This is a genomic window from Nocardiopsis camelliae (assembly GCF_028993595.1).
GTDB classification, from domain to species: Bacteria; Actinomycetota; Actinomycetes; order Streptosporangiales; family Streptosporangiaceae; genus Nocardiopsis; species Nocardiopsis dassonvillei.
Genome location: NZ_CP118614.1, coordinates 6,258,246 through 6,282,375 on the forward strand (window position 1 = coordinate 6,258,246; position 24,130 = coordinate 6,282,375).

Here is a 24,130-nt window from a genome sequence, read left to right on the forward strand (position 1 = left end):
ATCACTTGACGCTTGAAGTCATTGCTTGCTACTTTCACTTTACGCTTGAAGTCATCAAGGGGGTAATCCACCCCTCCGAAACGGAAGAGGGAGCATCATGAGCACCGTCACCTTCGGCATCGCTCCGGGCTACGGCGAGAAGCTGCACGCGGCCCTCGGCTACAGCGGGGCCGTCCGCGTCGGCGACCGGGTCGAGATCTCCGGTCAGGCCGGAGTGGACGACGACCTGGCCGTCCCCGACTCACTGGAGGAGGAGATCGTCCGGGCCTTCGACAACGTGGAGCGCACCCTCGCCACGGTCGGCGCGACCTGGAAGGACGTCATCCACGTCAACTCGTACCACAAGGTCGCGCCGGGAGACGACGTCATCGGCGACGACCACAACAGGGTCATGGCCGAGCAGTTCCGCAGCCGCCTCGGCGGCCGTGCGCCGATCTGGACCGAGACCGGCGTCACCGTCCTGGGCCTCGCCGCGATGCGCGTGGAGATCCGCGTCACCGCCATCGTCGGCTCCGGGAACTGAACCGCCGCCGCGCACAGCGGCCATGCCCTCGGGAGGACGGGGGTCGTCGGTCAGGACCCCGGCCCCGGCGACAGCCCTTTTCAGTCGGCGGTGTTCGCCGCGCCGTATCTGGCCTCCATCATCAGTACGGCCTCATCCACGACGCGTGCCGTCGACGCGTCGTCGGGGGACCAGTCGACGAGCAGCATCCGGGGCCAGAGGACGTAGTTGGAGATCATGCCGAGGAACTGGGTCGCCGCCAGTTCCGTGTCGTCCAGCCTGGCCGTTCCCAGGGCGTTCTCGGCGTCGAGATAGCGGCGCACCGAGTCGAAGTAGGGCATCTTGCCGCGTTGGAAGTGGGCCTCGCCCAACTCGGGGAAGCGCGGCAGTTCGGCGATGACGATGCGGAAGAGGGCCGCCATTCCGGGCCGGGTGAGGAGGGTGACGTACCTGCGGCCGAGCGCCGTCAGGCCCGCCCGCAGGTCGCCCGTCGGCGGGCGGAGGTCGCCGTCGTCCCCAACCGCCCAGGACTCCGCCACCATCGCGTCGAACAGCGCCGCCTTGGTCGGGAACTGCTTGAACAGAGTCGCCTTCGACACCCCGGCCGCCTCGGCGACCTTGGCCAGCGAGGTGCCGGCGTACCCGGCGTCGAGGAACAGGCGGGTGGCGGCCTTGATGATGGCCGCCCGCTTCTGCTCGGCGACGCGCCGGTGGTAGGGCGAGGTCTCCGTCGTCATGGGCACCACTCTACGCGAGGCGAGTCACTTGACTCACTACCTACCATGCGCGTAGCTTTGGCGAGGCGAGTCACTCGACTCACCATCATTGCGCAGGAAGGACCGCGTCATGGGACGCTTCGACAAGCAGACCGTTCTCGTCACCGGTGGTACCGGCGGGCAGGGGGCCAGCCACGTTCGCGCCTACCACCGGGAGGGGGCGAACGTCGTCATCGCCGCGCTCTCCGAAGGGTCTGGCAAGGAGCTCGCCGCCGAACTCGGCGAGCGGGCACTGTTCGTCCGCCTGGACGTCACCGACGAGGACGCCTGGTCGGCTGCGGTCACCGAGACCGAACGCCGGTTCGGTCCGATCGCGGTTCTGGTCAACAACGCCGGCGTCCAGAACCCCGCGGCGCCGATCGAGGCAACCGAACGGCGGGTCTGGGACCGCGTACTCGACGTCAACCTCACCGGCACGTTCCTCGGCGTCAAGACCGTGGCCCCGTCACTGCGCCGCAACGGCGGCGGAGTGATCGTCAACATCGCCTCCACGATGGCCCACGCCGGGACCTCGCTCTACGCGCCGTACGTCGCCAGCAAGTGGGCGTTGCGCGGGCTCACCAGGACCGCCGCGCTGGAGCTGGGTCGTGACGGCATCCGGGTCAACTCCATCCACCCCGGCGTCATCTCCACCCCGTTGATCAACGAACCGATCGCCGGGCAGCCGCCCATCGCCGACTTCTACTCGCCCGAGCCGTACGCCGTCCCCCGAACGGGGACCCCGGCCGACATCACCGCTCTCCTCCTCCACCTCACCTCGGCCGACGCCTCGTTCGTCACGGGCTCGGAGTTCGTCGCGGACGGCGGGCTCCTGCTCGGCCCCGCCCTGCAACCCGATACGACGGCAGCCTGACCGGGTCGCCAGCCGCCCTGCACGTCCCCGCCGCCTCACCGTCACCACTCGGCTGTCCGACACCCGCGGAGTTCCGGAAGAGACAGCCGAGCACCGGGGCCCGAGAACCCGGGAACACGGCTCCGCAAGACCCTGTACATGCCAGAGCCTCCATCACACTCGGTACGAGACACATCGCGCGAGCGGCGGGCTTGCCGCCGATCAGCCTGCACGGGCTGCGCCACGGGCCGCGTCGATGAGCCTGGCCGTTGGGGCGGACGTCAAGGTGGTCTCGGCTGAGTTCGGCCACGCCACCACGAACTTCACCCAGGACACCCACCCGACTGTGTTCCCCGACGTAGCCAAGGCCGCCACAGAGGCCACCGCAGCCATGCTCAAACCCGCCACCAGCAGGGCATAGCCATCAGCACACCACCGGCCCCCGCTCGGACCAGCGGCACCATCGCCCGAGCGGGGGCCTCGCTGTGCGCCGAATCGAAGAGGTGCCGTCGAAGCGAGGTGTTGTTGGTGTGCTCGGTGGTGGCTCCACTGCCGCTACTACGCCTCCCCAGGCAGGGTGCGGGTACGTGCAAGCGGTGGGCAGCCTCGGGTCCTGGTGGGGTGTACCAGCCACCGAGAGCCCGTATGGCTACGGTAGAGTTGGCTCCGGCGACGGCCAGGACCATGCTCCGAGCCGTGTCGCGGGCCTCTAGCTCAATTGGCAGAGCAACGGACTTTTAATCCGTGGGTTCAGGGTTCGAGCCCCTGGGGGCCTACCCGCAAAACCCCAGGCCAGAGGCTATGTGAGGCGCATTTCGGGCGCCTGGCTTGCCTCGATTCTGCTCCGTGTGTGCTCTTCAGCTTCGGCCGTGCCTCCACCTCGCGAGAATGCTCGCTCCCGGATGCTCCACCCACGGGGTACACCGGCCCCGAACCGTGGCCCTGCGCGGGCCCACCAGCGGGCCGCTGCGCCACTGAACACCTATCGCTGCGCCGGGGCCGGGTTGGCGTCCGATATGGCCGCCGTGAGCCGTCCCAGGGTTCCATTGCGATGAGGGATATCGTCATTTCACCCCCAGGCTGATCCCGTGCTGGATACGTTGGGCTCGATCCGTTCACCCTGTCCTCTGTGGAGCACCGATGGGACTTGCTGACCTGTTCCGACCCTCTGAAGAGGAACTGCAGCGCCGAGCGCAGCGCCAAGCTGAAGCAGAAGAGATCGCTCGGCGTACCGCGCAGGCGAGGGCTGACCAGGAACGGCGTGAGGCTGAGGCCGCCCAGGCACAACGGGAACGGCAGGTACGCATCACCAAAGCCGACTTGGAGGAGATTGAGGGCATTTGTTCCTCTGCGTTGGCATCCGCCAGCCTCGATGGTGGTTTGCGTCCGCGCAAGCACGAGATGACTGAGCTTCGGCTGACCCGTAGCGGTTTGATTGTTCGCGGAGTCATCCACGCGAGTATGGGAAGTGGTTTTTCCTCCTATCTCTGTTACGGAGATGCACAGTCGGCCATGCGTGATCGGTTGGTGGACCTTGGCTTCCTCGTTCCCAAGCTGTTCGGTCGAGATGGACTAGTCGTCACCGGGTGGGACCCGCAGTACTACGAGGGTTCGCAGCTCACCCCTGAGCGCATCGATGTTCGTATTGCTGAGCTTCAGGAGATCCGGCGCGAGGTCGTTGCCATGGAAGGCGAAGCGACCATGGAGTGAGGGACTCCGCTGCCCGTGATCCCAAATGTCGAAGGGCCCTGCAGTGGTGCAGGGCCCTATGGATAGGTGACGGGTCAGTGCGCGGCTGGGGCGTGGCTGGTGGTGAACATGGCGGCGGTGGCCTCAGCGGCGGCCTTGGCGACGTCGGGGAACACTGACTGGTAGGTGTCCTGGGTGAAGTGGGTGGTGGAGTGGCCCAGTTCGGCGGAGACCACCTTGACGTCCACTCCCGCAGCCAGCGCGGTGGACGCTGCCCCGTGGCGCAGCCCGTGCAGCCCGATCGGCGGTAGACCGGCCGCGCGTGCGATGCGTGTGAACCAGTCGGTGATCTGCGCCGGATGCCACCCCTGACCGCCGGTTTGGACGAACACCAGCCCGCTGTCGGTCCAGTCGCCCCCGGCGGCGAGCTTGGCCTCCAGGGTGCGGCGCCGCCACCGCTTGAGCACGCGCGTGGTGGCCTGATCCAGGGTGATGCTGCGCTCCCCGGCGTCGCTCTTGGGGGTGCAGGTGGTGGTCGCCCATCCGACCTGGACCACCTGGGTGTTGATATCGATCTGCCCGTCGGTCAACCGCACGTTCGTCCAGGGAAGCCCGACCGCTTCTCCGCGCCGGAGCCCTTTGAAGGCGATGAGGTGGAAGATCGGGTAGAGCCAGGTGTACTTGCGGGCGTGGGTCAGGAAGCGGTTGGTCTGCTCGGGTGTCCAGATCATCACCTCGCCGGGGATGGTGCCGTCCTTCTCCCATTGGGCGACCCGGTCGGTGGTCCACACCAGGGGTTTCTTGCGGGGGCAGGACGGTAGACGGGCGTGGGAGGCGGCGTTGTAGGTCACCGTGGGCAGCTCTGGGCTGCGCACCGCGTCGGTCAGGGCGCTGCGCAGGGTCGCGCGGATGCGGTGCTTGGTGGACAAGGACGTCACCCGCTGCCTTGTGACGCTGGCGCGCACTCGGGGGTCGGTGGACTCGCGGCATTCCAGCAGGCGCACGTTCTTGTCCTCGATGGCGTCGAACATCGCCTCGATGTGTCGGGATTGCAGCCGGTCCAGGCGCAGGTGTCCCAGGTGGGGGGTGAGGTGGTTGCGGATGTGCCCGGCGTAGGAGGCGCGGGTGCTGTGGGCCAGGTCGGGTTTGTGCTCGAGCCACTCGGTCAGCCACGCGGCGACGGTGGGGGCCTCGGCGCGTACGTCCATGCCCTGGTTCAGGTAGCGCTTGATGGTGTCGGGCGCGGGTAGGGGTTCGTGCTTTTTGAACGTGGACTGGATCAGGTCGGCGACCTGGACGAGCTGGTGCTCGTCCTCGGCGGTTTCCAGGAGGGCTTTGACGTGGGCGAGCTCCCGCAGGGCCTCGTCCTGGGTTTCCAGACCGGCCTTGCGTACCTGGCGGCGGCTCCCCTGGCTGGTGGGCGGCAGTTCGATCTGGTAGCCCCACCGTCCGTGGGTGGAGCTCCAGGCCCCGTTGCGGCGGCGCAGGAGTGGGCACTTGGCTCCGAGGAGTTTGTGGGATGTCTGGTCGCGGCACCCGCAGCGTTTGAACGTGGAACCTTCACGCACGGCCATGGTTGGCCTCCTGGTGTTCGTCATGGCGCGCACCGCATCCGCAATGTCCCAGCAGGGCGGTGAGGTCGATCCCCAGGTGGGCAAGGATTCCCGCGGTCGGGATGTGCCAGGACCGGCCCACCCGGTGGGCGGGCACGGGGAACGTGCCTGCCTGGAGGTGGCGGTAGGTGCGGGAGCGGCTCATCCCGAGAAGGTGTCCGGCGGTGACCGGGTCCAACAGCAGCGGCAAGGAGCTGACCTCGCCCAGCGTGACTGGAGGTTTCATGTCCACCTTGTCCACCTCCTGCCTGGTGTTGACGTGCGCGGATGCGGTGCGCGACCCCGCGTGGTGCGGGGCACCACGCATCCACGCTCGACCTCGTAGAGGTGGTCAAGCGGATTCATGACATGGGCCAACGGTTTTTTCCTCCGCCTCGTATCCACCTCACCAGGCCTTTCGCCTGCGGGGCTGGGTCAGGGCTCGCCGCCCGTGGGGCGCTGTGGGCCACGCTGCGGGCCGCAGACGCCGTTGGGGTGCCCCCGGGGCGGGGTTGGGCGGTGAGGGCCGCCGTGGCGCCCCACACCGCCCATCCGGTTACCAGCCCTGTTCGGGCTCGGCGCCTGGTCAGTCGGGGCGCACGTGCCCGGTATAGGTCAGCCAGGCCCGGTGTGTGGCCCGGGTGTGTTCGGGGATGGCCACCGCCCGGTAGCGTCCCGCGCCGTGGGCGTGTTCGACCACGTAGTGCTCGCCCTCCCACGCCGGGATGCGGCCCAGCAGGGCGGCCACGTCGGCCACCTCGTCGAAGGCCTCGTCGTCGGTGTCGGTGTGCGGGAAGTAGACGACCTCCACCCGGGTGTGTCGGCCCACCGGCAACTCGGGGTTCAGGTCCAGGAAGTCGGCCAGGGTACGGATGTCGTCGATGATGCGCCTGCGCAGGTCCGCGGATGCGGTGTCGGAGAAGCCCACAGGGCCAGGTGTCCTTTCGAAGCGAGTGGTGGCAGCAGCAGCCAGGTTGGGGGCGGGCGTGCTCATGCCGCCGCGCTCCCCTCACCTGCGGCCGGGGCGGGGTTGGTGAACACGAGCGCATCCTCGTGCTGAATGACGTGCACCGGCTTGTCCTCCTTGCGCAGGCGTTTGGTTTCGATGAGCTGGAAGAACGAGGTCCGCGAGACCACCTCCCCGTCTTTGATGGCGCACAGCAGCGCCGCACACCGGTCAACCTGCACCAACCCCGCCCGCTGTGCGGCGTCGGCGACCTGACCGGGGAAGTCGATGAGGCGTCCGTCTTTGCGGTAGGGGCGGGTGGTCACCACGACCACCCCGCCCGGGGCCAGCAAGGGCTTGCAGGCGGCCATGATCCGGGTGAAGGAACCAGCCAGCATCTCGGGTTTTTGGTAGGCGAGGTTGTCCGCGCGCCGGTCGCGGTCGCGGGAGTAGACGTGGGCGTGCTTTTCCACCGCCTCGGCGCCGTCACGGCGCGAGCGGACCTGGCCGTGGGTCATGGACCCGTACGGGGGCGAGGTCAGCACCAGCCGCACCTTCCCGGCCAGGGCGTCCTCGGTCAGACCGGCCAGGGTGCGGGCGGCTTCACCGGTGTGCACCCTCCCCTGGCCGAGAGCGCCCCGAGCCTGGGCGGCCTCCAGGTTCAACCTCGCGATGCTGGCCCACTTGGGCTCCAGCTCCACCCCGACGGCGTCGCGTCCCAGGTGGACGGCTTCGACCAGGCTGGTGCCGATCCCGCACATCGGGTCCAGCACCACCTCGCCGGGTCGGGTGTAGGTGCGAATGGCGTGGCGGGCGATGGCCGGGAGCATCTTGGCGGGGTGCTCCACCGACAGGCGCGAGTAGCGGGTGCCGCGCTGTTGGCGGGCCTGCTGCTGGCCGGTCAACCACACCGACCACCCCGCACCACCTGGCAGATCGCCCGGCTGGTCGTGCGGGTGGTCGTGCGCGTGGACTTCTTCGAACATGTCCGCCTGGTGGCCAAAATTGGCGTGGTGTTCCTGCGTCATGCGTCCACCTCCCCGGGAGCGTCCGCGGTGACGGTGTGGCCCTTCTTCGGCAGGCGAAACACCGACACGTTCAGGTGTGCGGGTGAGGTGATGGAGGCTGCCGCATCAGCCACCGAGGCCGGCAACCCCGACCCCACCTCCTCCTCGTCGGGGTCGAAGCCCTCACCCCGGACCGGGATGGTGGCACCGAGTCCGGCTTCGCAGAGCGGTGCGGTGATCGCGATGACGTGCTGCAGATAGACCAGCCCCGCGCAGGAGGCGGCCCGCACCAGCCCTGGTGCCGGGTCGACCACCTCGCCCTGCAGGGTGTGCCCCACGGCGGTGATGGCGGCGATGATTCCGCCGGGGCGGGTGAGGGTGGCGGCGAAGAGCATCCGGGCCCGCAGCTGTCGCTCGCGCGTCTGCTGTTCCTGGTCGATCTCGGCGCTGACCGTCAGGGCTGTCAGGTCTGCCCAGGCCACCTCCTGCTCCCCGTGCGCCGGCCGGTGCGGGAAGGTGGACGGGCCTACCTCGTAGAAGCGCCCTGCAGCTGCGGCCTGTTCGGCGACCAGGCTGGTGCCGGTCAGGTCCGCGACCACCGCACCGGGTTGGGTGTACTCGGCCACCAGGCGGCGGGCCAACCGGCGCGGCACCGGCACCAGGTCCCCGCCGGGGGGAGGTGGCTGGTGCGCGGTCGGCGCGCACAGCCAGACCGCCAGCGGCGGCCTGCCCGCCCCGGTGTTGTTGTGGGTGTGGGTCATCAGGAGCCCCCTTCGTTGTTCTCGCCCTGATGAACCCCTAAGAAGACGTCCCCATCGCGGATGCGACACCGGCCTGGAAAAACCCCGGGGAAAAGTCGGAGCATGCTGAAGGCCCCCGGCCCGCACCAGCGCGGGGCTGGTGCGGGCCGGGGGCCTTCACCCGGTTCGCGGTGTGGGTCAGGGGCGCTTGCCCTTCAGTCGGCAGGGGCAGCCCGCCTGCTGCAGCATGTCCCGCACGAGCAGGGGCATGGGCAGGGCGATGATCATCGCGAGGTGGTCCAGCGGGGTGCCGTGGCAGCACCGGCCGGTGGCGCGGTCGTGGGCGGCGAGGTGGTGGCCGCACGGTCCGCAGATGGTTCCCGGGCCTCGCTCGTCGTGGTGGACCATGCCGGGCCACTGGCCGCGCACGTAGTAGGTGCTCAGCAGGTGGCTGGTGCGGTTGACGATCCCGATCAGGGTGACGGTCACGCACAGCCCGGTCAGGGCCAGGGCGTACTCCCATTCCAGGCAGTCGAGGTCGAACACGGTCCAGGCAACGTCGAACATTAATACTCCCCTAGGGTATGTGGAAGGTGGGGGTGCGGGCTGTTCAGTGGCCCGCACCCCCGGGGTGGTGGCGGGTCAGGCGGGGTGCTTGGCCGAGCGGTAGCGGCGCGGCCGGTCGCAGGTCTGTACCGCCCGCTTCTCCGTGGCCAGGCGGGCGAGGTTGTTCTGGATGGCTCCGATGGAGCGGCCCTGGAGCAGGTGGCTGATCTCGGTCGCGGTGAACTCCTCACCCGGGTCAGCGTCCAAGATGGCCTTGACCATCAGCTTCAACTCGCCCGGTGCGAGTCGAGTGCTACCGCTGACCGGGTTGAGGCCCTCCCCAGCGGTGACCCCGACACGGGCAGCGGTCGCCCTAGCCGTGCTTCGAACGGCAGGGTTCGGCCGAGGCGCAGAGGGCAACGCCGCAGCGTCCATGGCGGTCGGGCTCTGGTCCTCGGTCGCGGTCGCCTCGTCCACCGAGGCCTGCTCCGGAGTCACCTGCGAAGAGACCTCCTGCGTCGCCGAGGTGGAGAGGTCCACCTCGGGGGCCTCCGCAGCGATGTCCGGCACGGTGTCGGGCTCAGCGGAAACGGAGGTGGTGTCAGGCTCCTCCTCGATGTGCTCGTCCGCCTGGGCCGAGGTGCCCTCCTCGGTGGCTGTGTCCGAGGTAGTGGAGGTGGCGGTCTGCCAGGTGTCGGGCAGGCGGCGACGCCCCTCGCGTCCGCCCGGGGTGCGCACCGCCTGCCCGTCCTTCTCCAGGACGGGCAGGTGCTTGCCCAGGGTGGACTTGCCCACCCCCGCACGCTCAGCCAACTCGGTGACGGTGACCGGTTCGGCGGCCTCGGCCAGGGCGGCCAGAACGAGGTCACGGGTACGGATAGCAGAGCGGCGCGGAGCCGACGTGGTGGTCGTGGTCATGACAGACGAATCCCTTCGTAGAGCGGTGGCATGGGTGGGGCCGCCCCGCCCCGGTGACGGGGCGGCCCGGTTGGCGTGGCGGTTAGGGCAGGGTGTCCAGGTGCAGCTGGGCCCGCAGGGGCGCCTCGCTCACGAACCGGGGCGGTTCGGTGTGGGTCACCCGCTGGGTCCAGGTGGTGACGTGCTGGCCTTGGGCGCGCATGTCCAGGGACACCAGGAGGCTGTCGGAGTGGCGCTGGACGTAGCAGGCGGTGAAGGTGATACGCGGGTCGGCGCGCAGGGCGAAGGTGTCATCGATCCGCTTCGCGCCGTCCAGGGTGTGTCCGTAGCGGGGTCGGTGGTTGAGGTCCATGCCCTGCAAGGTCATGTCCTTGCGCAACCCCCGGATGAGGGGGTGGATGTACAGGGAGGACTCGGTCCAGCGGTCGAGCTGTTTCCAGGCGAGCTCGGTGGTCGCGTCCGCCAGCTCCTCCCAGTCCTGGCAGCGGTCCAGGTCGTGGAGGAGGTCGCCGTGTCCGTAGACGGGAACCAGGATCGGGACCTCGGTGTACAGGTCGCGGGCGTGGGTGACCTCATAAGAGGTCTGGTGGAGGTCGGCGATGATCATCGTGCCGGGTCCGGTGCGGTGCAGGTCGCGGAGCGTGTCCACCGTGACCTCGACTTCCCCGTCGCGGAACCGGTCGCTCATCGCAGGAATGACAGACATGACGGAGTCCCTTTCATGGCGCGCCGAACACAGCGCTCGGCGCAGGAGTGTCGGGTGGTGGGGCCGCCCCGCCCCCGTGGCGGGGCGGCCCGGTGAGGCGGCGGTTAGGTGCGGGGGCGGCGCAGGTGGGCCTTGATGGCCTCGCGCACCCGGTGCGCGTTGGGGCCCGTTGCGAACTGGGTGCGCATGCGTGTGGGCCAGCCGGTGACGTGCCGGTCGCTGTCGCTGATCGTGATCAGGGACAGCTCCCCGCTCTTCTCATCGGTCGGGCTCTTGACGGTGACTGCGATATTTGGGTTGGCCCGGTCGGTGTAGAAGTCCTGCACCATCCGAGTCCTGGGGCTGGCGTAGTCGCCGGGGCTGGCGTACCGGTCGTAGTAGTGCGGGGCGCCGGTCAGGTCGAACCCGCACGCCTGCATGGCCTGGCGCATCCGGGTGACGACAAACCCGGTTCCGGTGACGTCCTTGAGGGTCTCGTCCATGCACTCCCAGACGGCGCAGTCAACATCGGGGACCAGCTCTTCCCAGGCCCGGTCCCCGCACTGGCGGGTGTACACCCGCAGGTCGAACGCCAGGTCGTGGTAGCCGTACACGATGAAGGAGGTCTGGCTGGCGGGGTCGAGGGTGCGCGCGTGGGTGGCGTAGTAGTCGCGCCGGGACAGGTCGGCGATGATCACCCCGCCGGGGCCGATCCTGTCCAGGGTGCGCAGCATGCGCGAGGTGATCTCGGCGGAGGCGAACCAGTCAGCGATCGTCACGTTAGGTACGTCCTTGAACACGTGGGGTCCCTTCTTGTGGGCGCGTCGAACACAGCGCTCGGCGCGAGGTGGTTGTCGGGTGGTGGGGCCGCCCCGCTCCGGCTTGGGTTCTAGTGGTGGTTGCAACACCCCAGTTCAAGGGGTGCGATGGACTTCCATATCCGCAAGGACCGAACCCCGCAGGGCCGTAGGAAGCTCTCCGCTGAACGAGCGGCATACTTGCAGCTCATGAAGCAGGGCTACAGCAACACCGAAGCCTGCCAGATGGTGGGCGTCGATGCCCGTACTGGCAGGAAGTGGCGTAACGGACGCAGCGCCGAGAACGACCGCCGAAGGGCGGTACCACCCATCACCACGGTGGTACCGCCCACCGGCCCGTCCCGCTACCTGAACGAGACTGAACGCCTGCACATCGCTGATCTGTACCGCGAGGGCAAGTCCGCGCGAGCCATCGCCGCAGAACTGGGCCGCAACCACTCCACGATCAGCCGGGAAATCCGCCGTAACGGCACTGTGGACCCGCGCGGCAAACGCCACTACCGCCCCCACGCCGCCCAAACCCGCGCCGATGCCCGCCGACCACGCCCCAAGCCCTCCAGAATCTGGCTGAACCCCGAACTACGCGTGCGGATCCAGGAGCTGCTCACCGAAAAATGGAGCCCTGAGCAGATCAGTCGTAGGCTCAAACGCGACTTCCCCGATCGGCCGGAGCTGCACGTGTGCCACGAGACGATCTACCAGGCCCTGTATGTCCAAGGCCGCGGCCAGCTGCGCCGGGAGTTGGCTGGTGCGCTGCGCTCGGGCCGTGCCCGGCGCAAGCCCCGCCGCCAGGCGCAGCAGCGCCATCCCCGTTTCGCCGCCCCCATGGTGATGATCAGCGAGCGTCCTGCGGAGGTCGCTGACCGGGCGGTGCCCGGCCACTGGGAGGGCGACCTGATCATCGGTGCCGATGGTGGCTCGGCGATCGGCACCCTCGTGGAACGCTCCACCCGGTACACGATGCTGCTGCACCTGCCTCACGGGCGCGGCGCGGAGCAGGTGCGTGATGCGTTGACCACCACGGTGCAGACCCTGCCCCGGCATCTGGCCCGCTCGGTGACCTGGGACCAGGGCTCGGAGATGGCCGCCCATGGGGCGTTCACCACCGTCACCGACATCCCCGTCTACTTCTGCGACCCGGCCAGCCCCTGGCAGCGCGGCTCCAACGAGAACACCAACGGGCTACTGCGCCAGTACTTCCCCAAGGGCACCGATCTGTCGGTGCACTCACGTGAGCATCTGGAGGTAGTGGCCGTCCAGCTCAACGGGCGCCCACGCAAAACGCTCGGCTGGGATACCCCAGCCGAGCGCCTCGCTAAGCTGCTCCAAGCGAGCAACTAATCATCGGTGTTGCAACGACCCCTAGAATCCGCCCGGTGGCGGGGCGGCCCCGGGTAGGCGCTAGCGGTCCTGGTTCAGGGCGCAGATCACCGTGGAGGCGATCAGGTGGCTGGTCGCGAGGTGGGTGAGCGTGCCTCCGGTGCCCAGGGTCAGGTCGGCGATCGGCTGGGTGTCATCGCCCGGGTCGCTGGTGGTGATCCGGGTCGGTTCGATGAAGGCGAAACTGACCGTGACCTGTGCCAGGCGGGTGCTTCGCGCCAGGCCGTAGTAGTCCGTCATCTGGGGCAGCCCGCTGGTGGGCAGCCGGAAGGTGGGGGCGCTGGCCAGGTAGGAGCCCGCGTCTGTCAGAGCGCGGCGCAGGGCGTGCACCTGGAGGTTCATCGCGCGGATCTCGGGCCACTCGGCCCGCCAGTCGCTGGCGATGTCGGTCAGGTCCCGGGCGAGGTCCTCGTCGGTGACCTCGTCCCCGTTCTTGGCGTGGTCCTGGGCCATCTCCACCATCTGCTCGTAGCCGATGATGATCATCCGGTTGGAATCGGTCGCGGTGCGCGGACCGACCGCCTGCACCTGGTGGACTCCTTCGTGCCAGGTCAGGCACGCACCTGTCCCGTGGACGCGCAGGTCCTCGATGTGATCGCGGGTAACGATGATCCGCCGTGCTCGGTAGGGCATACTCGTGCTCACAGCACACTCCACTTCGTTGGTGGTGTTGGGCCCGCGCCCAGCCGTTTTGGCTCCACACCTGTCCGGTGGGCGCGGGTGTTGCGGTGGGGTCGGCCCGAAGGTTGCCTCCTTCGGGTCGGCCGCATCAGGCCGAGGTGGTCGGGACCGGCTGGGCCGGTCGGTACCCCTCGGAGGTCACCTCGGGGCACAGCTCGCTGCCGTCCAGGTGGCTGTAGGCCGGGGTAGGGCCGATCGGGACGTTCCAGCCGAGGGGCTCGGCTTCCTGTACGTCTTCCTCGCAGTGCGGACACTTCATGAGGGTCGGTTCTCCTTCGTAGGTGTGTTATCGGGTGTTCAGGCCGCAACCGTGCGGTGGGCATGGAGCTGGAACAACAGGGCTCCGACTTCGGCGCGGTACCGAACCGCTCGGGCGTGGTCGTTGGCCGCCCGCCGAGCAGCGGGACTCTCGCCCTCGGTGCGGTGCAGGTGCACCGCGCGTCCCCGTGCGGCCAGCTCCCGGGCAATCGCCGCCTCGTAGTCACCGGCCACCCGCCTCGCCCGTTGGGCGCGCGCCCTGTTGGCGATGTCGGCCTGCGTGGGCGGCCTCGGCCGGGCGAATACTCGTCCGGCGATGACCGCCATGGCAAACACGGTGCGCATTCCTCAACCCCCTTGAATTCTCGGGTGTTTGTCGTTTTCGGTCCGAGGTTCACTTGGTTGACCGGTGTTTGTCAACTCGTGTCGCGAACCTTTTTCCGCCCGCCCCGGAAACGGTGCCCGCTTCGGGGCGGAGCCCAAGGTGACCTTGGGTGACACGGGTTTGTCAACTCGTGTCGCGGGAAATTTTTCCCGCCCGCCCCGGAGCCGTTGTTCCGCCCCGGGGAGCACGCCCATAGGAACTTGGTTGACGGGGGGTTGTCAACTCGCGTCGCGGGTTTTCCGGGGAATCTTTTCGGCGCGCATCCCTGGAGAGGATCCGCGCACGCGCGCGTGGGGGACGCGGGCATGTTCGAAATCGATCTAGGCGATCATGTTTTTTATCCCCGGAGCCGAACTGGGCGATCATCAGGGGCACAGAGGGACGCTTTCCATGGTTGATGGAGTAAGGAAAAGAAAGCGACGTCTGGGGACTGTGAGGGAGGGGAGGAGGGCAGGGAGAGGACAGGAGTACACAGAGGGGCGGGGGCGGCCGGTAGGCCCCCCCCGCCGAGCAGGAGAAGGGGGCGCGCCGCCCCCTACGTGAAGATGACTACCCACTGGGTATAAGTCTGGACGGCCATTGGCCCACCCAGAGGGGCTCTGACCTGCACTGATAACGCCGCAGGCGTGGGCCGTTCTAAGCGGCCCTCCCACAGGCGGAGTCACAGGCCCCCGGAATGGCCCAGTCACAGGCGGAGGCACAGGCGGAGGCACAGGCCCGTGTGTGGCCCACCAAGGCTCCGTGCTCCCACGCTCGTCTCCGCCTCAGCAGGCGGCCCGCCTTGTGCCCGACTTGCGAATGTCAGCGAACGAGGTTCTCGAAGAGGGCACGCGAGTCCGGACCGGGCTTGGCTCCGGATTTTTGGAGCTCATCCTTCAGGGAATGGAAGCACCGGTGGACCGCGTCCTTCCTCCCCAGTAGGGCGTAGTGCTTCATTTTTTCCTGGTACAGCGCTTCGTTCAGTCGGTCTACTCGCAAAGCGCAGTCAATCAGTCGTATGCGTTCCTCTTCGTCGTCAACGTAGTCGAGCAAGCGCATGTACACGTCCGCTACGGCAGCTTGAAGTTCCCAGCGGCGCTCCGCGATCCATTCATCCTGGAGGTCCGAAAGAAGATCGTTGCCATAGAGGCTTGCCATATTCCTTAGCTTCACCTCTACCTCTGACGCGCTCGCCGTTCTCAGGTCAGCGTAGAGGCCGCAGAACTCGCGGACGTCGATGTCGAAGAACTCCCACTGCAACCGGTACCGGCCTTTCTCGCTCTCGACGATCGGAACCTCGGGCCCCAGATCCAACGCATCGCGCATGGCCCTGCGCAAAGTCGTGACCGCGTTGGACCTGAACCGGCGCGCTTGCGTCTCGGACATCTGGGGCGCGAGAACGTTCGTCACCTCCTGGTGGGAGACGCCCTCCCTGGGGCCGAGCGCCAAGACAGCGAGGAGGGTGTAGGTGCTCGTGCGAGTCCCGTGAAGGACATCGTGACCGTTGAGCTCACACACCGCTTGGGGAGCGAACAGCCGTACCCGCACCCTGATGCGCGCCTTCTCACCGGAGCAGCCCGGGACCTCGAACCGCTCTTCCTCGGGTTGTCCCTCTTCGGACTGGTCCGGCTCTTTCTGTTCCGAGGAGGGCTCCGAGGTATGGGAGGCCTCTCGGTAGGGGCTCGTGTCCGGTTGCTCGTCCTGGCCCCGCGGCCGGGTCCAGAGCCGCAGAGGACCTGTGTGCGTCGCTTCTCCGCCGGAGGCTCCCACATGGATCCGGCCGGTGTTCTCACAGTCCAACGTGACTTTGGCGTGGTCGGTACCGCCGAGCACGCACGCCACCAACCCGGGGGTGTCGACCAGCAGCGCCGGTAGGCCCTGGTCGGCGTCGAGGTCGTCCGTCGTCAGCGCCACCAGGAGAGGCGGGGCGGTCGTGGTGGTTTCTCCAGGCTCCTCGTCGTCCGCGTCAAGGTGGCGCGCGTGGGCCAAGAGTTCCGCTTCCACCGCGATCTGAACCCCGCGAAGGTCCGAGACCACCTGCGGGCCCTGCATCGGCACACCTTCCCCTTCCAGGAGCGCGGCGGCCGTACTGGTCAGCACGACCGGCCCCGGGGCATGCTCAGCGACCACGGCCGCGAGGACCCCTGGCGCGTAAGCCCCGGTGAATGCGAGCCCTCCTCGGCTGGATACCCGGGCGGTGTCGGAGACGAGCACGTATCCGGCCTCATCAATGACATGGTGGGCGGAACCTGCTGGAACCTCATGCAACAGGTCGGCCTGGCTGGAGCCGGGGGCCTCGATGGTGGAGGCCGCATCGAGGTCGTCGGGGCCGGTCGTCGACTCGGGATCCGTGCTCTGCTTCCGGGGCGCTGCTGAAGTTCGCCGCCTTCCGGCCGCGTACCCCACTCCCAGACCGACTGCCCCGGCAACGGTTCCGACTGCGACAGCGTCGAGCCCGGTGCCCTCGCCCGCGGTGGCTACGTCCAGCCTCACCCGCTCCGGAGCGGGGGCAGCCTCAGGATCCTCTCCCGCCTCGGCATCTGCAGACGGCTCGTGTGCGGGGGCTGAGGGGCGTTGGAGGGCGTAGGTGACCTCGACCCGGCGGTGCTCTTCGTACGACGCCCGTGTGGCCGAAGGCGGCTGGGCTGATCCCACACCCTGGGCTTCGAACTCGACCTCGTCCACGTTCTCAGCCAGGTAGTCCGCGACCGCTTGGGCGCGTCGTTCGGACAAGTCCTGGTTGTAGAGGGGGTCGCCGATGGGGTCGGTGTGTCCGATGACCACTACCGGCGTCTCGGCAAGTCCGAAGTCGGCGATCATGGCGATGGTCGGTTCCAGTGCCTCCTTCATAGTCGGGTTGAGGGCAGCCGAGTCGAATCCGAACCCGGTCAGGACACGCGTGCGGTCGATCACCCCCTGCCCCTCCGGCTGCTCCCCGCATACCTCCGCGGCTTCCTCGGGGTGGGCAGCCACGGGTGGCATCGGTGCTTCGGTCACCGTGTCCACGTGTGCGGCGACGGCAGCGGTGTGGGTGGTGGTCGCAACGGTGCTCCCGGCGACCAGAGCCCACACGACCCGTACCAGGCCCACCCTGGGGGCGAGCCCGCGCAGCACGGAGACGACGTCGAGAACGACGAGCACCAGGTGCGCTGTCCACACCGCCCACAGAACGACGATGAAGAAGGCGATGACGGCTTCGTCTGGGACTCTGCCCCCGCGCAGGTACTGGGCGAACCACACCCATGTGGTGTGCTTTCCCAGCGGCCACTCCAGACGGGTCGCCAGCAGGGGCGGACCCAGCAACAGGACCACCGTCACCAGCGCTTCACCCGCCACGGACCACGGGCTTCGGGGCATACCTCTTCCTCCGTTCGCTTTGAACCTGGTTCGGGATTCGGACCGTGCGGCTGGGCGCAGGGTCATCTTGGCGGGGGTTGAAGCGCGGTCGCGGTCGCCTCTGCCTCGATCTCGCTGGGTCCGATCGGCAGCAGGGCGGGGGTGTAGACGGTTCGGGCCAGGACCACGACCTGGTCGCCCTCGATCTGCGCCCCGCCCGCGCTCCCCGCTGAACGCAGGTGGCCGACAGCGGCCCGTGTGGCCCCTTCCGGATCCAGGACCGGGGCTCCGTTCTCAACGGTGGCGGCCGTGTCCAGCTGGTGGGCGCCCGCGCGGGCAGCCGTGTGCGCGACCGTCAGCAACTCGGCCTTGGTGACGAGCATCTGCCCGGCTTCCCACACCAACGCGAACACCACCATCACGACGGGTACGAGCATGATGAGGAACACCGACGCCTGCCCTGCGTCCCCGCGTCGTCGACGCCGCCTGGGCGCCTGGTTCATGGCGTCTGCCCCCGGTAGGGGTCGACCGGAGAGACCGCGGTAGCACGCAAGGCACGCTGTCCGCCGAGCCCGCCCAGATCGATGACGGTGACCGTGCACGTCACCTCCACCCTCGCCACCCCGCCCGCGCCGAACCGGGAAACATCCACCGAAGCGGCGAAGGGAGCGCAGGCCACCCCCCGGTCGGCCAGCTCCCGCTCGGCCGTCTGGCGCGCGCGGTCGTACGCGGAGACCGCGTCGCGTTGCAGTGAGGCCGCCCGAGCGGCGGACGAGGCCGCGTCCTGCGTGATCAGGGCGGCCGAGACCTGGCGGCCCGCCACCACCATCAACAACAGCGCCAGCACGAGAACGGGGACGACCAGGACCAGTTCCACCGATGCGTTCCCGCTGTCACCGCCGCGCCGCCACCAGGAACCCCGGACGTGGCTGTTCATGGCGTGAGACGCTCGACCGGGCCGGACACCTCGGAGGAGACCGGCACCTTCACCCCCGGCAGCAGGCTCACCACCTGGCCCCGGACCCGCACCCGCGCCAACTCCACGGTGCGGTCGACCTCGATCTCCACCTGGTGGAGGATCCCGCCACCCAGCTGGTCCTGCGCCTGCTCGGCCCGCGCGTAAGCCGACGCCGTGGTCCCGTCGAAGGCACGGGCCGCCGCCAGCGTCTGCGAAGCGACGGTCTGGGCCCGGTGCTGGGCATGTGCCCACACGCCCGCCTGCACCACGCCGAGCACCATCACGAAGACCAGGGGAAGGATGAAGAGCAGCTCGGCGCTGCCCCGGTCCTCGCGCGCCTTCGGTGAACGGCTGCTCCGTCCGCTGGCAGAGGCGGTCATCGGTTGACGCCCAGGTCGATGGACTCGGCTGCCGTGGTGAACTCTCCCACCAGGATTCCTCCGACCACGGTGGCGATGGTGATGGACACCACGATGATCAGGATCCAGTCGGTTGTCGCCGACCCCGCGTCCGACATGACGGAACGTGGTGGCGTGAGCCATGTGCGTACCCGGCTGTGGGAACGCTGAAGGAAACCCCTCACTGGGACCTCTCCTTGTCTAGAAACCGGCCATCACGTGCACGAGGGCGATGTAGCTGATCAGCATCAGGAATCCGGCCACCAGGCCCATCGTCGGCAGGGTCATGCGTTCGGTGGCCGCGTGCGCTGCGGCCTCGGTCTCCGCCAGGCTCCGGGCCCGCAGCGACGACGCCTTCGCTGTCAGGGACGTGCGGGTGCGCGCCCCGGAGGCACCGCCCAACCGCAGGGATCCGGCCAGTTCCGCGAGTTCTCGCACCCCGGTCTCCTCGGCCACGGCTTCGAGGCCTTTCCAGGGCGGCTGGTGCCTCAGGGTCGCGGCGTGCACCGCAGCGCGGATCCGCTCCGGCGCACGGCCCTCCCCGTGCTGAAGGGCGGTGGTGATCGCGCCCGTGGCTCCGGCACCCGCTGCCAAGCCCATCACCACCAGGTCGGCCAACGCCGATGTGGCCGCACGCAGTTCGGCCCGGCGCTCTGCGGCGGCGCCTCGGGCGGCCAGGTCAGGGGCCATGAAGCACGATCCTGCGGCCAGGGCCGCGAGCAGCCACGGCGTCATGGGGCCGGGCAGGAGGGCACTGCCCGCGGTGGCCACCACCGTTCCCAGGAGAATCCCGAGCCCTGTGGCAGCGGCCTTCTCCGCCCGGTACACCTCCACCGGTGTGCCCGCTGCCGTGAGCGTCCTGGCCATGCCCTGTCCCGGAATGCTCGCGCGGGCCAGGACGTGACCCACGCGATGGCCGACCCGGTGCGCCCAACCGCTGCCCGAAGGGGACTGTGGTCTCGGAACCGGGTGGGGGGCGAGGCGTTCGCTCAGGGAAGGACGGCGCAGACCGTAAGCGGCGGCGCACGTCCCCGCGCCGATCATGGCCCCTGCCACGGACATCACGACCGCGCTCACCCGACACCGCCCATCCCAGCGGCACCCGCGAGCACGGGGGTGAAGGGACGCGGTTGCCTGGGCGGCGACGCCAGGCGGGCCAGCCAGAAGAACGAGGCCGCCCACAGCACTCCGACCACTCCGAGGACGAACTGTCCGGAGAACGTGCCCACCGGCTCCAGGAACGACGGATTGAACGCCGCCATGCCCACGAGCATGAAGGTGGTGGCGGCGGCGATGATCCGTACCGATGAGCGCACCCTCGCGCGGGACGCCGACACCCTGGCCACCGTGGTCGCCCGTTCCCGAGCGGCCTCCGCCAGCCGGGACAGGGCCCCGGCCACGTCCCCGCTCTGGCGGGAAGCTCCCATGGTCAGGGTGAGCGCGATCAGATCGCCGAGGTCGGAGCCGACACGGTGGGCGAACTCGGAGGCGGCCTGGCCCATCGGCAACCCGGCGCGCAACCGGGCGTCCAGTGCTTCGACCTGGCCACGGATCGGCTCCGGGGCAACGGGAACGGTCGCGGTCACGGCCTGGTGCAGACCGGAGGCCCCGGTGATCATGTCCCGTAGTTGCTCGGCCCAGGAAGCCAGCGCCTCGGCCAGGTCGGCTTCAGTCCGGATCGTGGTGTCGGGGCCGAGGAGGGCGGGCATCCACCATCCCGCAGCAGCGGCGAGCAGCACTCCGACCGGCCACCCCGTCACCGCCCCGACCATGGCCCCCGCTCCTACTGCACCGGCCACGCGCAGCCACGTTCCACGTCGGCGCAGGGCTTTCGCCCACCGACCTGGAGCGGCGGACGGCGCGCGACGGGGAAGGAGGCTCACCACGTACGCGGCGCAGGCGACGCCCGCACCGCACAACGCGCCGCTGAAGACCAGTCCGCCGATATCCCAGCCCCACTCCGGCGTCACGACGCCCACCCCCGCACCACGTAACCGGCCCTGACCAGGCGCTGGCCGACCAGTCCGCTCGGAGGGCACACCACAGTTCCCACGGGATCGTCTGTCGAGCGAACGTACAGCTCGTTGGAGAGGACCTGCTCGCCCTCCGAACCCACGACCTCACGGATACTCGTGACGACGCGCTCCCCGGTCGGGGCGGTGTCGATGTGCACCACCAGGTGCACGGCCGTCCCCGTGAGGGACGCAGTGGCCGAGGCGGTGAGCCGTTCGGGCGACTGGGCGCAGTACGCGGCGAGCTTGGCGAACACCTGCTGGCTCGATGAGGCGTGGATGGTGGACATCGACCCGTCCGTGCCCATCGACATCGCGTTCAGCAGCGCGATGGTCTCCGGGCCTCGGGTCTCCCCGACGATCACCCGGTCCGGGCACATCCGCAGTGCGGCCCGAACCAGTTCGGCCAGGGTGACCTCCCCGACGCCTTCGATGTTGGGCGGGCGCCCCTGCAACGCCACCACATCCGCGTCAGTCATGTGGCGGTGCAGTCCCAGCTCCATCGAATCCTCGACGGTGATGACGCGTTCGCCCTCCACCGTGCCCAGCAGTGCGCGGAGCAGGGTGGTCTTGCCCGCGTTCGTGGCGCCGGAGATGATCACGTTCACTCGGGCCCTGACCGCCGAGACCAGCAGGTCGCGTGCGGTCTGGTCGACCATTCCCGTCCGCGCGAGGTCTCCCAATCGCAGGTAGCGGGCGGGGTGGCATCGGATCGTCACGGTCGGACGGTCCGCGATCCCGGGCATCACCGCCGACATCCGGGAGCCGTCTTCGAGTTCCATGGACAGGATCGGCGCGGCCATGTCGAAGCGACGCTCCCCGCCGGGGGCGCGGGCAGCGGCCCGCTGCACCAGGGCGACGAGGTCGGCGTCGGTGTCCACCACCGGTGGGCGGTGTTCTCGTTGGCCCCCGCCGAAGTCCACGATCACCGGACTTGCACCGATGACGTGGATGTTCTGGACCTCTGGTTCGGTGAGTAGCTCCTCCAACGGCCCCAGCCCCAGAACGTGGTCCAGGACCAGTTGGCGCAACCGTGGCTCGTCCGCTGGTGACAGCGCCGCTGTTCCCCGGATCAGGGCGGTGCGTGCCTGGTCATCCAGCAGTGTGTCCACGAGCTGGCCTACCTGCGTGCCGCTCATCGCCTCACCGGGGTGGATGATGAGCTGTTCTGTGACCTTGCCGGCCAACGCCACCGCGGTGGCTCGAAGCGTCTTCTCGTCCTGGGCTGGTGCCAGGTACGGGGTCTCACGGATCGTCGTCATGCCACGCTCGCTTCCACCGCGCGCTCGAGCTTGCTGTCCAGGCCCAGACCGGAGAAGTCGTCACACAGCTCTGCCAGGGATTTGGCGGCCTTGATCAACGGCATCCACTCCAGGCTGTCGGGGTCACGGCGCTGGGACCACCACGCGGCCAGCCGGTCCCTGCGGCGACCGGGCGGACGGTGTTCGCCGCGCACCAGAGCCGCTCCCGTGGGGTCGTGCGGGATATGCGCCCACACCGGCAGACCCGAGGCCACCTGGGATATCTCCCGGTCAGGGTGGGGACAGGCACCGGCCACGACCAGCCCGACCCGAGTCCCGTCCTCCTTCAGCGAGGCCAGGGTCGGAGCGCACACCCGCAACCGGTTCGCGTGCCCCACGTCGCCCGGGTTCGCGACGACCACGACGACGTCCGCGTGACGCATCAAGGCCGTCCCCGCAGACCCCGGCACCGCCCTCCCCACATCCAGCACGGTCACCCTCTCCGTCCGGAGAAGGGCCGGGTTGCGGGCGAGCATGGCCACCGCCCGCCCTGTCTCCAGGGGATCAGCCGGAGCGGCGACCACCCGCAGGCCGCCGGGTAGCTCCACCGCATGGTTCTGCACGGGCGCGCTCGCCGCGGACGCGTCGGCGACGCCCGCTTCCGTCCAGGCCTCAGCGGCCACGGACACCGGTAGTGGTGTGCGCGAGGCTGCGGCCAGCGACACCAGCCCCTTCCGCACACCCAGGTCGATGCCGTGCCAGGAGGCCACGTCCCCACCGGAGGTGTCGGCCTCCACCAGCACGGGCACCGTCAGAGGGGTCGAGGGCCAGCACGCCGCGATCGCGGTGGCCAGACTCGTCACACCCGGAGCCCCGCTGAGCGAACACACCGCCACGATCATCCGCGCCCCTCTCCCGCCGCGTCCGTGCGAACTTCCTCGTGCGGGTTGACCACCACGACCTGCACGTCTCCTCCAGCCGCTGCTTGTGAGAAGCGCGCCACCTGGTCCCGGGGCAGGACCATCTCGACCACCTGCTGACCGACTCCGAGGTCTTCCGCACCGTCCGAGACCACACGGTGGACCAGTCCCGTCACCACCCCGGGCTCGCCGGTCGGCTCCTCCGCTTCGGTGTCCTCGTCCCCGGTCGCTTCTCCCGGCGTGGCCCCGGTGGGGACCAGGTCGACGGTCGTCCCCGCCGTCAGGTCCCGGGGGAGCGTGGTGACGGGCACCGCGAGCACGGCCTGCCCCGGCTCGGGCCACAGGGCGCTGTCCGCGACCGAACCGGCCACCAGAGGGGAACCCGCGGGGACCGGTTTGGTCAGCACCATCCCCTCCGCCACCTGCGGAGTGAGAAGGCGGAGTCCTTCGGTCTTCTCCAGGTCCACCGGAGTCACGTCACCGGAGGTGATCATGTGCCCGGCCGGAAGGTCGGCCACGAGCACCGCGACCGTGCGCGTGTCCTGCGAGGCCAGCCCCGCCCAGGCCCCCGCCATACCTCCCGAAGCGATCAGCACCCCGGCCAGCAGCCCCCACTTCCAACGGCGCCGCGAGACCGTAGCCAGCCGCACCGACTCCCACTCCGCCGCACCTCCCGCAGGGTTTTCTCTATTTTTCTGGTCTTTTTGGTTCGGTTTCGCGAGCGCGACCATCCCCACCCCTTCCTCAACAACCTCTGTCTCGTGCCGTCAGCGGATGTGGGTGACCACCGAGTGGATCTCGCTCACCGGCACCGCGACGGTCGACGTCGTCGTCAGCTCCTCTAGGTCCCCGCCCTGGCCGTCGCTGCTGGACCAGGACACCCCCCACTCCCACACCGCGGTCAGATCCACCGCCGCCCCCGCCCCGCCCACAGGCAGGGCCGTGTAGATGTGGCCACAGTCAGGAGACCCGCCCTCCCCGGCGGTAGCGCGGGAGAAGACCGTGCCCGGCCCGGTGCACACCACCTCGTGCCCGTCCCCGGTGTCCCACACCACCCGCTCCGGTGACGCGACCACCGTCACCGACCCCGCACTCACCGACGCCGTCGCCGACACCGGCTCCCAGTCCTCCTCCGAGACCCACATCCACGCGGGGATGTTCACGAACCGGGGCTTGCCCGGAGTCGGCGCGGTGCCGATGTCAGGCTCGGGCAGGCGCATCATCGCCCGCGCCTGTTCCGCCAGGGCCACGGGGTCCAGCACCGGTTCGCTTCCGGTACTTGCGGCCCCCTGGCACCGGGCCATGCCCGGCGGTATCTCGTGGGGGCCCTCCTGCCCGGACTGCGCGAACTCCACATCCGGCACGGCGCAGACAGGAGCGCTCGCCTCGTTCACAGCACCGCTCTCCGCAAGCGGAGCGTCCGGGACAGCCGGAACGTGTCCCGGGGCTCGAGCGGTCACCTCACAGGAGGCATCGGCACACGAGGTGTGACCGTCGACTCCGGATCCATCAGCCCAGGCCACCGGAGCGA

The 24,130-nt window shown here is 69.2% G+C and carries 28 protein-coding genes, 1 tRNA gene and 1 pseudogene; 6 read left to right on the plus strand and 24 right to left on the minus strand.

The genetic code is table 11. From position 1 onward, the window contains the following. Positions 1-97: 97 nt before the first annotated feature. A complete protein-coding gene (locus PV789_RS27290; protein ID WP_274975181.1) occupies positions 98-523 on the plus strand; it encodes a Rid family hydrolase in 426 nt (141 codons plus the stop codon). A gap of 80 nt (positions 524-603) precedes the next feature. Here the strand turns inward: PV789_RS27290 and PV789_RS27295 are convergent, their stop codons facing one another. Beyond that, the gene (locus PV789_RS27295; RefSeq protein WP_274975182.1) at positions 604-1,239 is read right to left on the minus strand and encodes a TetR/AcrR family transcriptional regulator; all 636 of its coding nucleotides are present in this window, start codon (positions 1,237-1,239) and stop codon (positions 604-606) included. A 109-nt stretch (positions 1,240-1,348) separates the two neighbouring features. On the opposite strand from PV789_RS27295, the gene PV789_RS27300 reads away from it, so the two are divergent. The 4 genes and pseudogenes from PV789_RS27300 (at position 1,349) to PV789_RS27315 (ending at position 3,820) form a co-directional block, all read left to right on the plus strand. Continuing rightward, positions 1,349-2,131 (plus strand): SDR family NAD(P)-dependent oxidoreductase, encoded by a 783-nt coding sequence (locus PV789_RS27300; protein WP_274975183.1) that lies wholly within the window; start codon positions 1,349-1,351, stop codon positions 2,129-2,131. Positions 2,132-2,304: 173 nt separating this feature from the next. Next, positions 2,305-2,531: pseudogene (locus PV789_RS27305) on the plus strand (site-specific integrase); the annotation flags it as partial. 282 nt (positions 2,532-2,813) lie between these two features. Beyond that, positions 2,814-2,886: transfer RNA gene (locus PV789_RS27310), tRNA-Lys, on the plus strand. 364 nt (positions 2,887-3,250) lie between these two features. Beyond that, entirely contained in the window at positions 3,251-3,820 is a 570-nt protein-coding gene (locus PV789_RS27315) for a hypothetical protein (protein WP_274975184.1), read from the plus strand. 74 nt (positions 3,821-3,894) lie between these two features. Here the strand turns inward: PV789_RS27315 and PV789_RS27320 are convergent, their stop codons facing one another. The 9 genes from PV789_RS27320 to PV789_RS27360 form a co-directional block, all read right to left on the minus strand. Beyond that, positions 3,895-5,373 carry a tyrosine-type recombinase/integrase gene (locus PV789_RS27320; protein WP_274975185.1) on the minus strand — a complete coding sequence of 493 codons (1,479 nt, stop codon included), beginning with the start codon at positions 5,371-5,373 and terminating at the stop codon, positions 3,895-3,897. Next, on the minus strand, positions 5,360-5,638 hold the full coding sequence (locus PV789_RS27325; protein ID WP_274975186.1) for a helix-turn-helix domain-containing protein: 279 nt from the start codon (positions 5,636-5,638) through the stop codon (positions 5,360-5,362). Before PV789_RS27325 ends, PV789_RS27320 begins: the two co-directional genes overlap by 14 nt. Before the next feature lie 339 nt (positions 5,639-5,977). Then, positions 5,978-6,385 (minus strand): hypothetical protein, encoded by a 408-nt coding sequence (locus tag PV789_RS27330; protein WP_274975187.1) that lies wholly within the window; start codon positions 6,383-6,385, stop codon positions 5,978-5,980. Beyond that, positions 6,382-7,365: a DNA methyltransferase gene (locus tag PV789_RS27335; RefSeq protein WP_274975188.1), complete on the minus strand. Its 984-nt coding sequence runs from the start codon at positions 7,363-7,365 to the stop codon at positions 6,382-6,384. Before PV789_RS27335 ends, PV789_RS27330 begins: the two co-directional genes overlap by 4 nt. Further along, the gene (locus PV789_RS27340; protein ID WP_274975189.1) at positions 7,362-8,105 is read right to left on the minus strand and encodes a hypothetical protein; all 744 of its coding nucleotides are present in this window, start codon (positions 8,103-8,105) and stop codon (positions 7,362-7,364) included. The genes PV789_RS27335 and PV789_RS27340 overlap by 4 nt, the downstream gene beginning before the upstream one ends. 177 nt (positions 8,106-8,282) lie before the next feature. Then, on the minus strand, positions 8,283-8,651 hold the full coding sequence (locus tag PV789_RS27345) for a hypothetical protein (RefSeq protein ID WP_274975190.1): 369 nt from the start codon (positions 8,649-8,651) through the stop codon (positions 8,283-8,285). Between the two features lie 75 nt (positions 8,652-8,726). Further along, complete coding sequence (locus PV789_RS27350) at positions 8,727-9,548, minus strand: winged helix-turn-helix domain-containing protein (RefSeq protein ID WP_274975191.1); 822 nt, start codon at positions 9,546-9,548, stop codon at positions 8,727-8,729. Positions 9,549-9,630: 82 nt separating this feature from the next. Next, complete coding sequence (locus tag PV789_RS27355; protein WP_274975192.1) at positions 9,631-10,254, minus strand: hypothetical protein; 624 nt, start codon at positions 10,252-10,254, stop codon at positions 9,631-9,633. 104 nt (positions 10,255-10,358) lie between these two features. Next, a complete protein-coding gene (locus PV789_RS27360; protein WP_274975193.1) occupies positions 10,359-11,012 on the minus strand; it encodes a hypothetical protein in 654 nt (217 codons plus the stop codon). A 147-nt stretch (positions 11,013-11,159) separates the two neighbouring features. On the opposite strand from PV789_RS27360, the gene PV789_RS27365 reads away from it, so the two are divergent. Continuing rightward, on the plus strand, positions 11,160-12,392 hold the full coding sequence (locus PV789_RS27365; RefSeq protein WP_274974122.1) for an IS30 family transposase: 1,233 nt from the start codon (positions 11,160-11,162) through the stop codon (positions 12,390-12,392). A 60-nt stretch (positions 12,393-12,452) separates the two neighbouring features. Here PV789_RS27365 and PV789_RS27370 read toward each other — a convergent pair whose 3' ends face one another. From PV789_RS27370 to PV789_RS27435, 14 genes are all read right to left on the minus strand, one after another. Then, the gene (locus tag PV789_RS27370) at positions 12,453-13,076 is read right to left on the minus strand and encodes a hypothetical protein (protein ID WP_274975194.1); all 624 of its coding nucleotides are present in this window, start codon (positions 13,074-13,076) and stop codon (positions 12,453-12,455) included. Positions 13,077-13,200: 124 nt separating this feature from the next. Then, positions 13,201-13,371 carry a hypothetical protein gene (locus PV789_RS27375; RefSeq protein ID WP_274975195.1) on the minus strand — a complete coding sequence of 57 codons (171 nt, stop codon included), beginning with the start codon at positions 13,369-13,371 and terminating at the stop codon, positions 13,201-13,203. A gap of 38 nt (positions 13,372-13,409) precedes the next feature. Beyond that, the gene (locus PV789_RS27380; RefSeq protein WP_274975196.1) at positions 13,410-13,715 is read right to left on the minus strand and encodes a hypothetical protein; all 306 of its coding nucleotides are present in this window, start codon (positions 13,713-13,715) and stop codon (positions 13,410-13,412) included. An 841-nt stretch (positions 13,716-14,556) separates the two neighbouring features. Then, positions 14,557-17,052, minus strand: coding sequence for an OmpA family protein (locus PV789_RS27385; RefSeq protein ID WP_274975197.1), 2,496 nt, complete (start codon positions 17,050-17,052; stop codon positions 14,557-14,559). A gap of 101 nt (positions 17,053-17,153) precedes the next feature. Continuing rightward, positions 17,154-17,573: a pilus assembly protein TadG-related protein gene (locus PV789_RS27390; RefSeq protein WP_274975198.1), complete on the minus strand. Its 420-nt coding sequence runs from the start codon at positions 17,571-17,573 to the stop codon at positions 17,154-17,156. Continuing rightward, complete coding sequence (locus tag PV789_RS27395) at positions 17,570-18,007, minus strand: TadE/TadG family type IV pilus assembly protein (RefSeq protein WP_274975199.1); 438 nt, start codon at positions 18,005-18,007, stop codon at positions 17,570-17,572. Before PV789_RS27395 ends, PV789_RS27390 begins: the two co-directional genes overlap by 4 nt. Further along, the gene (locus tag PV789_RS27400; RefSeq protein WP_274975200.1) at positions 18,004-18,408 is read right to left on the minus strand and encodes a TadE family protein; all 405 of its coding nucleotides are present in this window, start codon (positions 18,406-18,408) and stop codon (positions 18,004-18,006) included. The genes PV789_RS27395 and PV789_RS27400 overlap by 4 nt, the downstream gene beginning before the upstream one ends. Continuing rightward, positions 18,405-18,545: a hypothetical protein gene (locus tag PV789_RS27405; RefSeq protein ID WP_160050067.1), complete on the minus strand. Its 141-nt coding sequence runs from the start codon at positions 18,543-18,545 to the stop codon at positions 18,405-18,407. The genes PV789_RS27400 and PV789_RS27405 overlap by 4 nt, the downstream gene beginning before the upstream one ends. A gap of 82 nt (positions 18,546-18,627) precedes the next feature. Beyond that, on the minus strand, positions 18,628-19,293 hold the full coding sequence (locus PV789_RS27410; RefSeq protein WP_274975201.1) for a hypothetical protein: 666 nt from the start codon (positions 19,291-19,293) through the stop codon (positions 18,628-18,630). A gap of 206 nt (positions 19,294-19,499) precedes the next feature. Next, positions 19,500-20,198 carry a type II secretion system F family protein gene (locus PV789_RS27415; protein WP_274975202.1) on the minus strand — a complete coding sequence of 233 codons (699 nt, stop codon included), beginning with the start codon at positions 20,196-20,198 and terminating at the stop codon, positions 19,500-19,502. A gap of 194 nt (positions 20,199-20,392) precedes the next feature. Continuing rightward, positions 20,393-21,700: a TadA family conjugal transfer-associated ATPase gene (locus PV789_RS27420; protein WP_274975203.1), complete on the minus strand. Its 1,308-nt coding sequence runs from the start codon at positions 21,698-21,700 to the stop codon at positions 20,393-20,395. Further along, entirely contained in the window at positions 21,697-22,581 is an 885-nt protein-coding gene (locus tag PV789_RS27425) for a CpaE/TadZ family protein (protein ID WP_274975204.1), read from the minus strand. The genes PV789_RS27420 and PV789_RS27425 overlap by 4 nt, the downstream gene beginning before the upstream one ends. Further along, on the minus strand, positions 22,578-23,249 hold the full coding sequence (locus tag PV789_RS27430; RefSeq protein WP_274975205.1) for an SAF domain-containing protein: 672 nt from the start codon (positions 23,247-23,249) through the stop codon (positions 22,578-22,580). The genes PV789_RS27425 and PV789_RS27430 overlap by 4 nt, the downstream gene beginning before the upstream one ends. A gap of 117 nt (positions 23,250-23,366) precedes the next feature. Continuing rightward, a complete protein-coding gene (locus PV789_RS27435) occupies positions 23,367-23,993 on the minus strand; it encodes a hypothetical protein (RefSeq protein WP_274975206.1) in 627 nt (208 codons plus the stop codon). Positions 23,994-24,130: the final 137 nt, after the last annotated feature.

Coding starts and splice junctions, on each gene's coding strand:
- PV789_RS27290 (WP_274975181.1), top strand. CDS start 98: ATGAGCACCGTCACCTTCGGCATCGCTCCGGGCTACGGCGAGAAGCTG.
- PV789_RS27295 (WP_274975182.1), bottom strand. CDS start 1,239: ATGACGACGGAGACCTCGCCCTACCACCGGCGCGTCGCCGAGCAGAAG.
- PV789_RS27300 (WP_274975183.1), top strand. CDS start 1,349: ATGGGACGCTTCGACAAGCAGACCGTTCTCGTCACCGGTGGTACCGGC.
- PV789_RS27315 (WP_274975184.1), top strand. CDS start 3,251: ATGGGACTTGCTGACCTGTTCCGACCCTCTGAAGAGGAACTGCAGCGC.
- PV789_RS27320 (WP_274975185.1), bottom strand. CDS start 5,373: ATGGCCGTGCGTGAAGGTTCCACGTTCAAACGCTGCGGGTGCCGCGAC.
- PV789_RS27325 (WP_274975186.1), bottom strand. CDS start 5,638: ATGAAACCTCCAGTCACGCTGGGCGAGGTCAGCTCCTTGCCGCTGCTG.
- PV789_RS27330 (WP_274975187.1), bottom strand. CDS start 6,385: ATGAGCACGCCCGCCCCCAACCTGGCTGCTGCTGCCACCACTCGCTTC.
- PV789_RS27335 (WP_274975188.1), bottom strand. CDS start 7,365: ATGACGCAGGAACACCACGCCAATTTTGGCCACCAGGCGGACATGTTC.
- PV789_RS27340 (WP_274975189.1), bottom strand. CDS start 8,105: ATGACCCACACCCACAACAACACCGGGGCGGGCAGGCCGCCGCTGGCG.
- PV789_RS27345 (WP_274975190.1), bottom strand. CDS start 8,651: ATGTTCGACGTTGCCTGGACCGTGTTCGACCTCGACTGCCTGGAATGG.
- PV789_RS27350 (WP_274975191.1), bottom strand. CDS start 9,548: ATGACCACGACCACCACGTCGGCTCCGCGCCGCTCTGCTATCCGTACC.
- PV789_RS27355 (WP_274975192.1), bottom strand. CDS start 10,254: ATGTCTGTCATTCCTGCGATGAGCGACCGGTTCCGCGACGGGGAAGTC.
- PV789_RS27365 (WP_274974122.1), top strand. CDS start 11,160: ATGGACTTCCATATCCGCAAGGACCGAACCCCGCAGGGCCGTAGGAAG.
- PV789_RS27375 (WP_274975195.1), bottom strand. CDS start 13,371: ATGAAGTGTCCGCACTGCGAGGAAGACGTACAGGAAGCCGAGCCCCTC.
- PV789_RS27380 (WP_274975196.1), bottom strand. CDS start 13,715: ATGCGCACCGTGTTTGCCATGGCGGTCATCGCCGGACGAGTATTCGCC.
- PV789_RS27390 (WP_274975198.1), bottom strand. CDS start 17,573: ATGAACCAGGCGCCCAGGCGGCGTCGACGACGCGGGGACGCAGGGCAG.
- PV789_RS27395 (WP_274975199.1), bottom strand. CDS start 18,007: ATGAACAGCCACGTCCGGGGTTCCTGGTGGCGGCGCGGCGGTGACAGC.
- PV789_RS27400 (WP_274975200.1), bottom strand. CDS start 18,408: ATGACCGCCTCTGCCAGCGGACGGAGCAGCCGTTCACCGAAGGCGCGC.
- PV789_RS27405 (WP_160050067.1), bottom strand. CDS start 18,545: ATGTCGGACGCGGGGTCGGCGACAACCGACTGGATCCTGATCATCGTG.
- PV789_RS27410 (WP_274975201.1), bottom strand. CDS start 19,293: ATGGCCAGGACGCTCACGGCAGCGGGCACACCGGTGGAGGTGTACCGG.
- PV789_RS27415 (WP_274975202.1), bottom strand. CDS start 20,198: ATGGTCGGGGCGGTGACGGGGTGGCCGGTCGGAGTGCTGCTCGCCGCT.
- PV789_RS27420 (WP_274975203.1), bottom strand. CDS start 21,700: ATGACGACGATCCGTGAGACCCCGTACCTGGCACCAGCCCAGGACGAG.
- PV789_RS27425 (WP_274975204.1), bottom strand. CDS start 22,581: ATGATCGTGGCGGTGTGTTCGCTCAGCGGGGCTCCGGGTGTGACGAGT.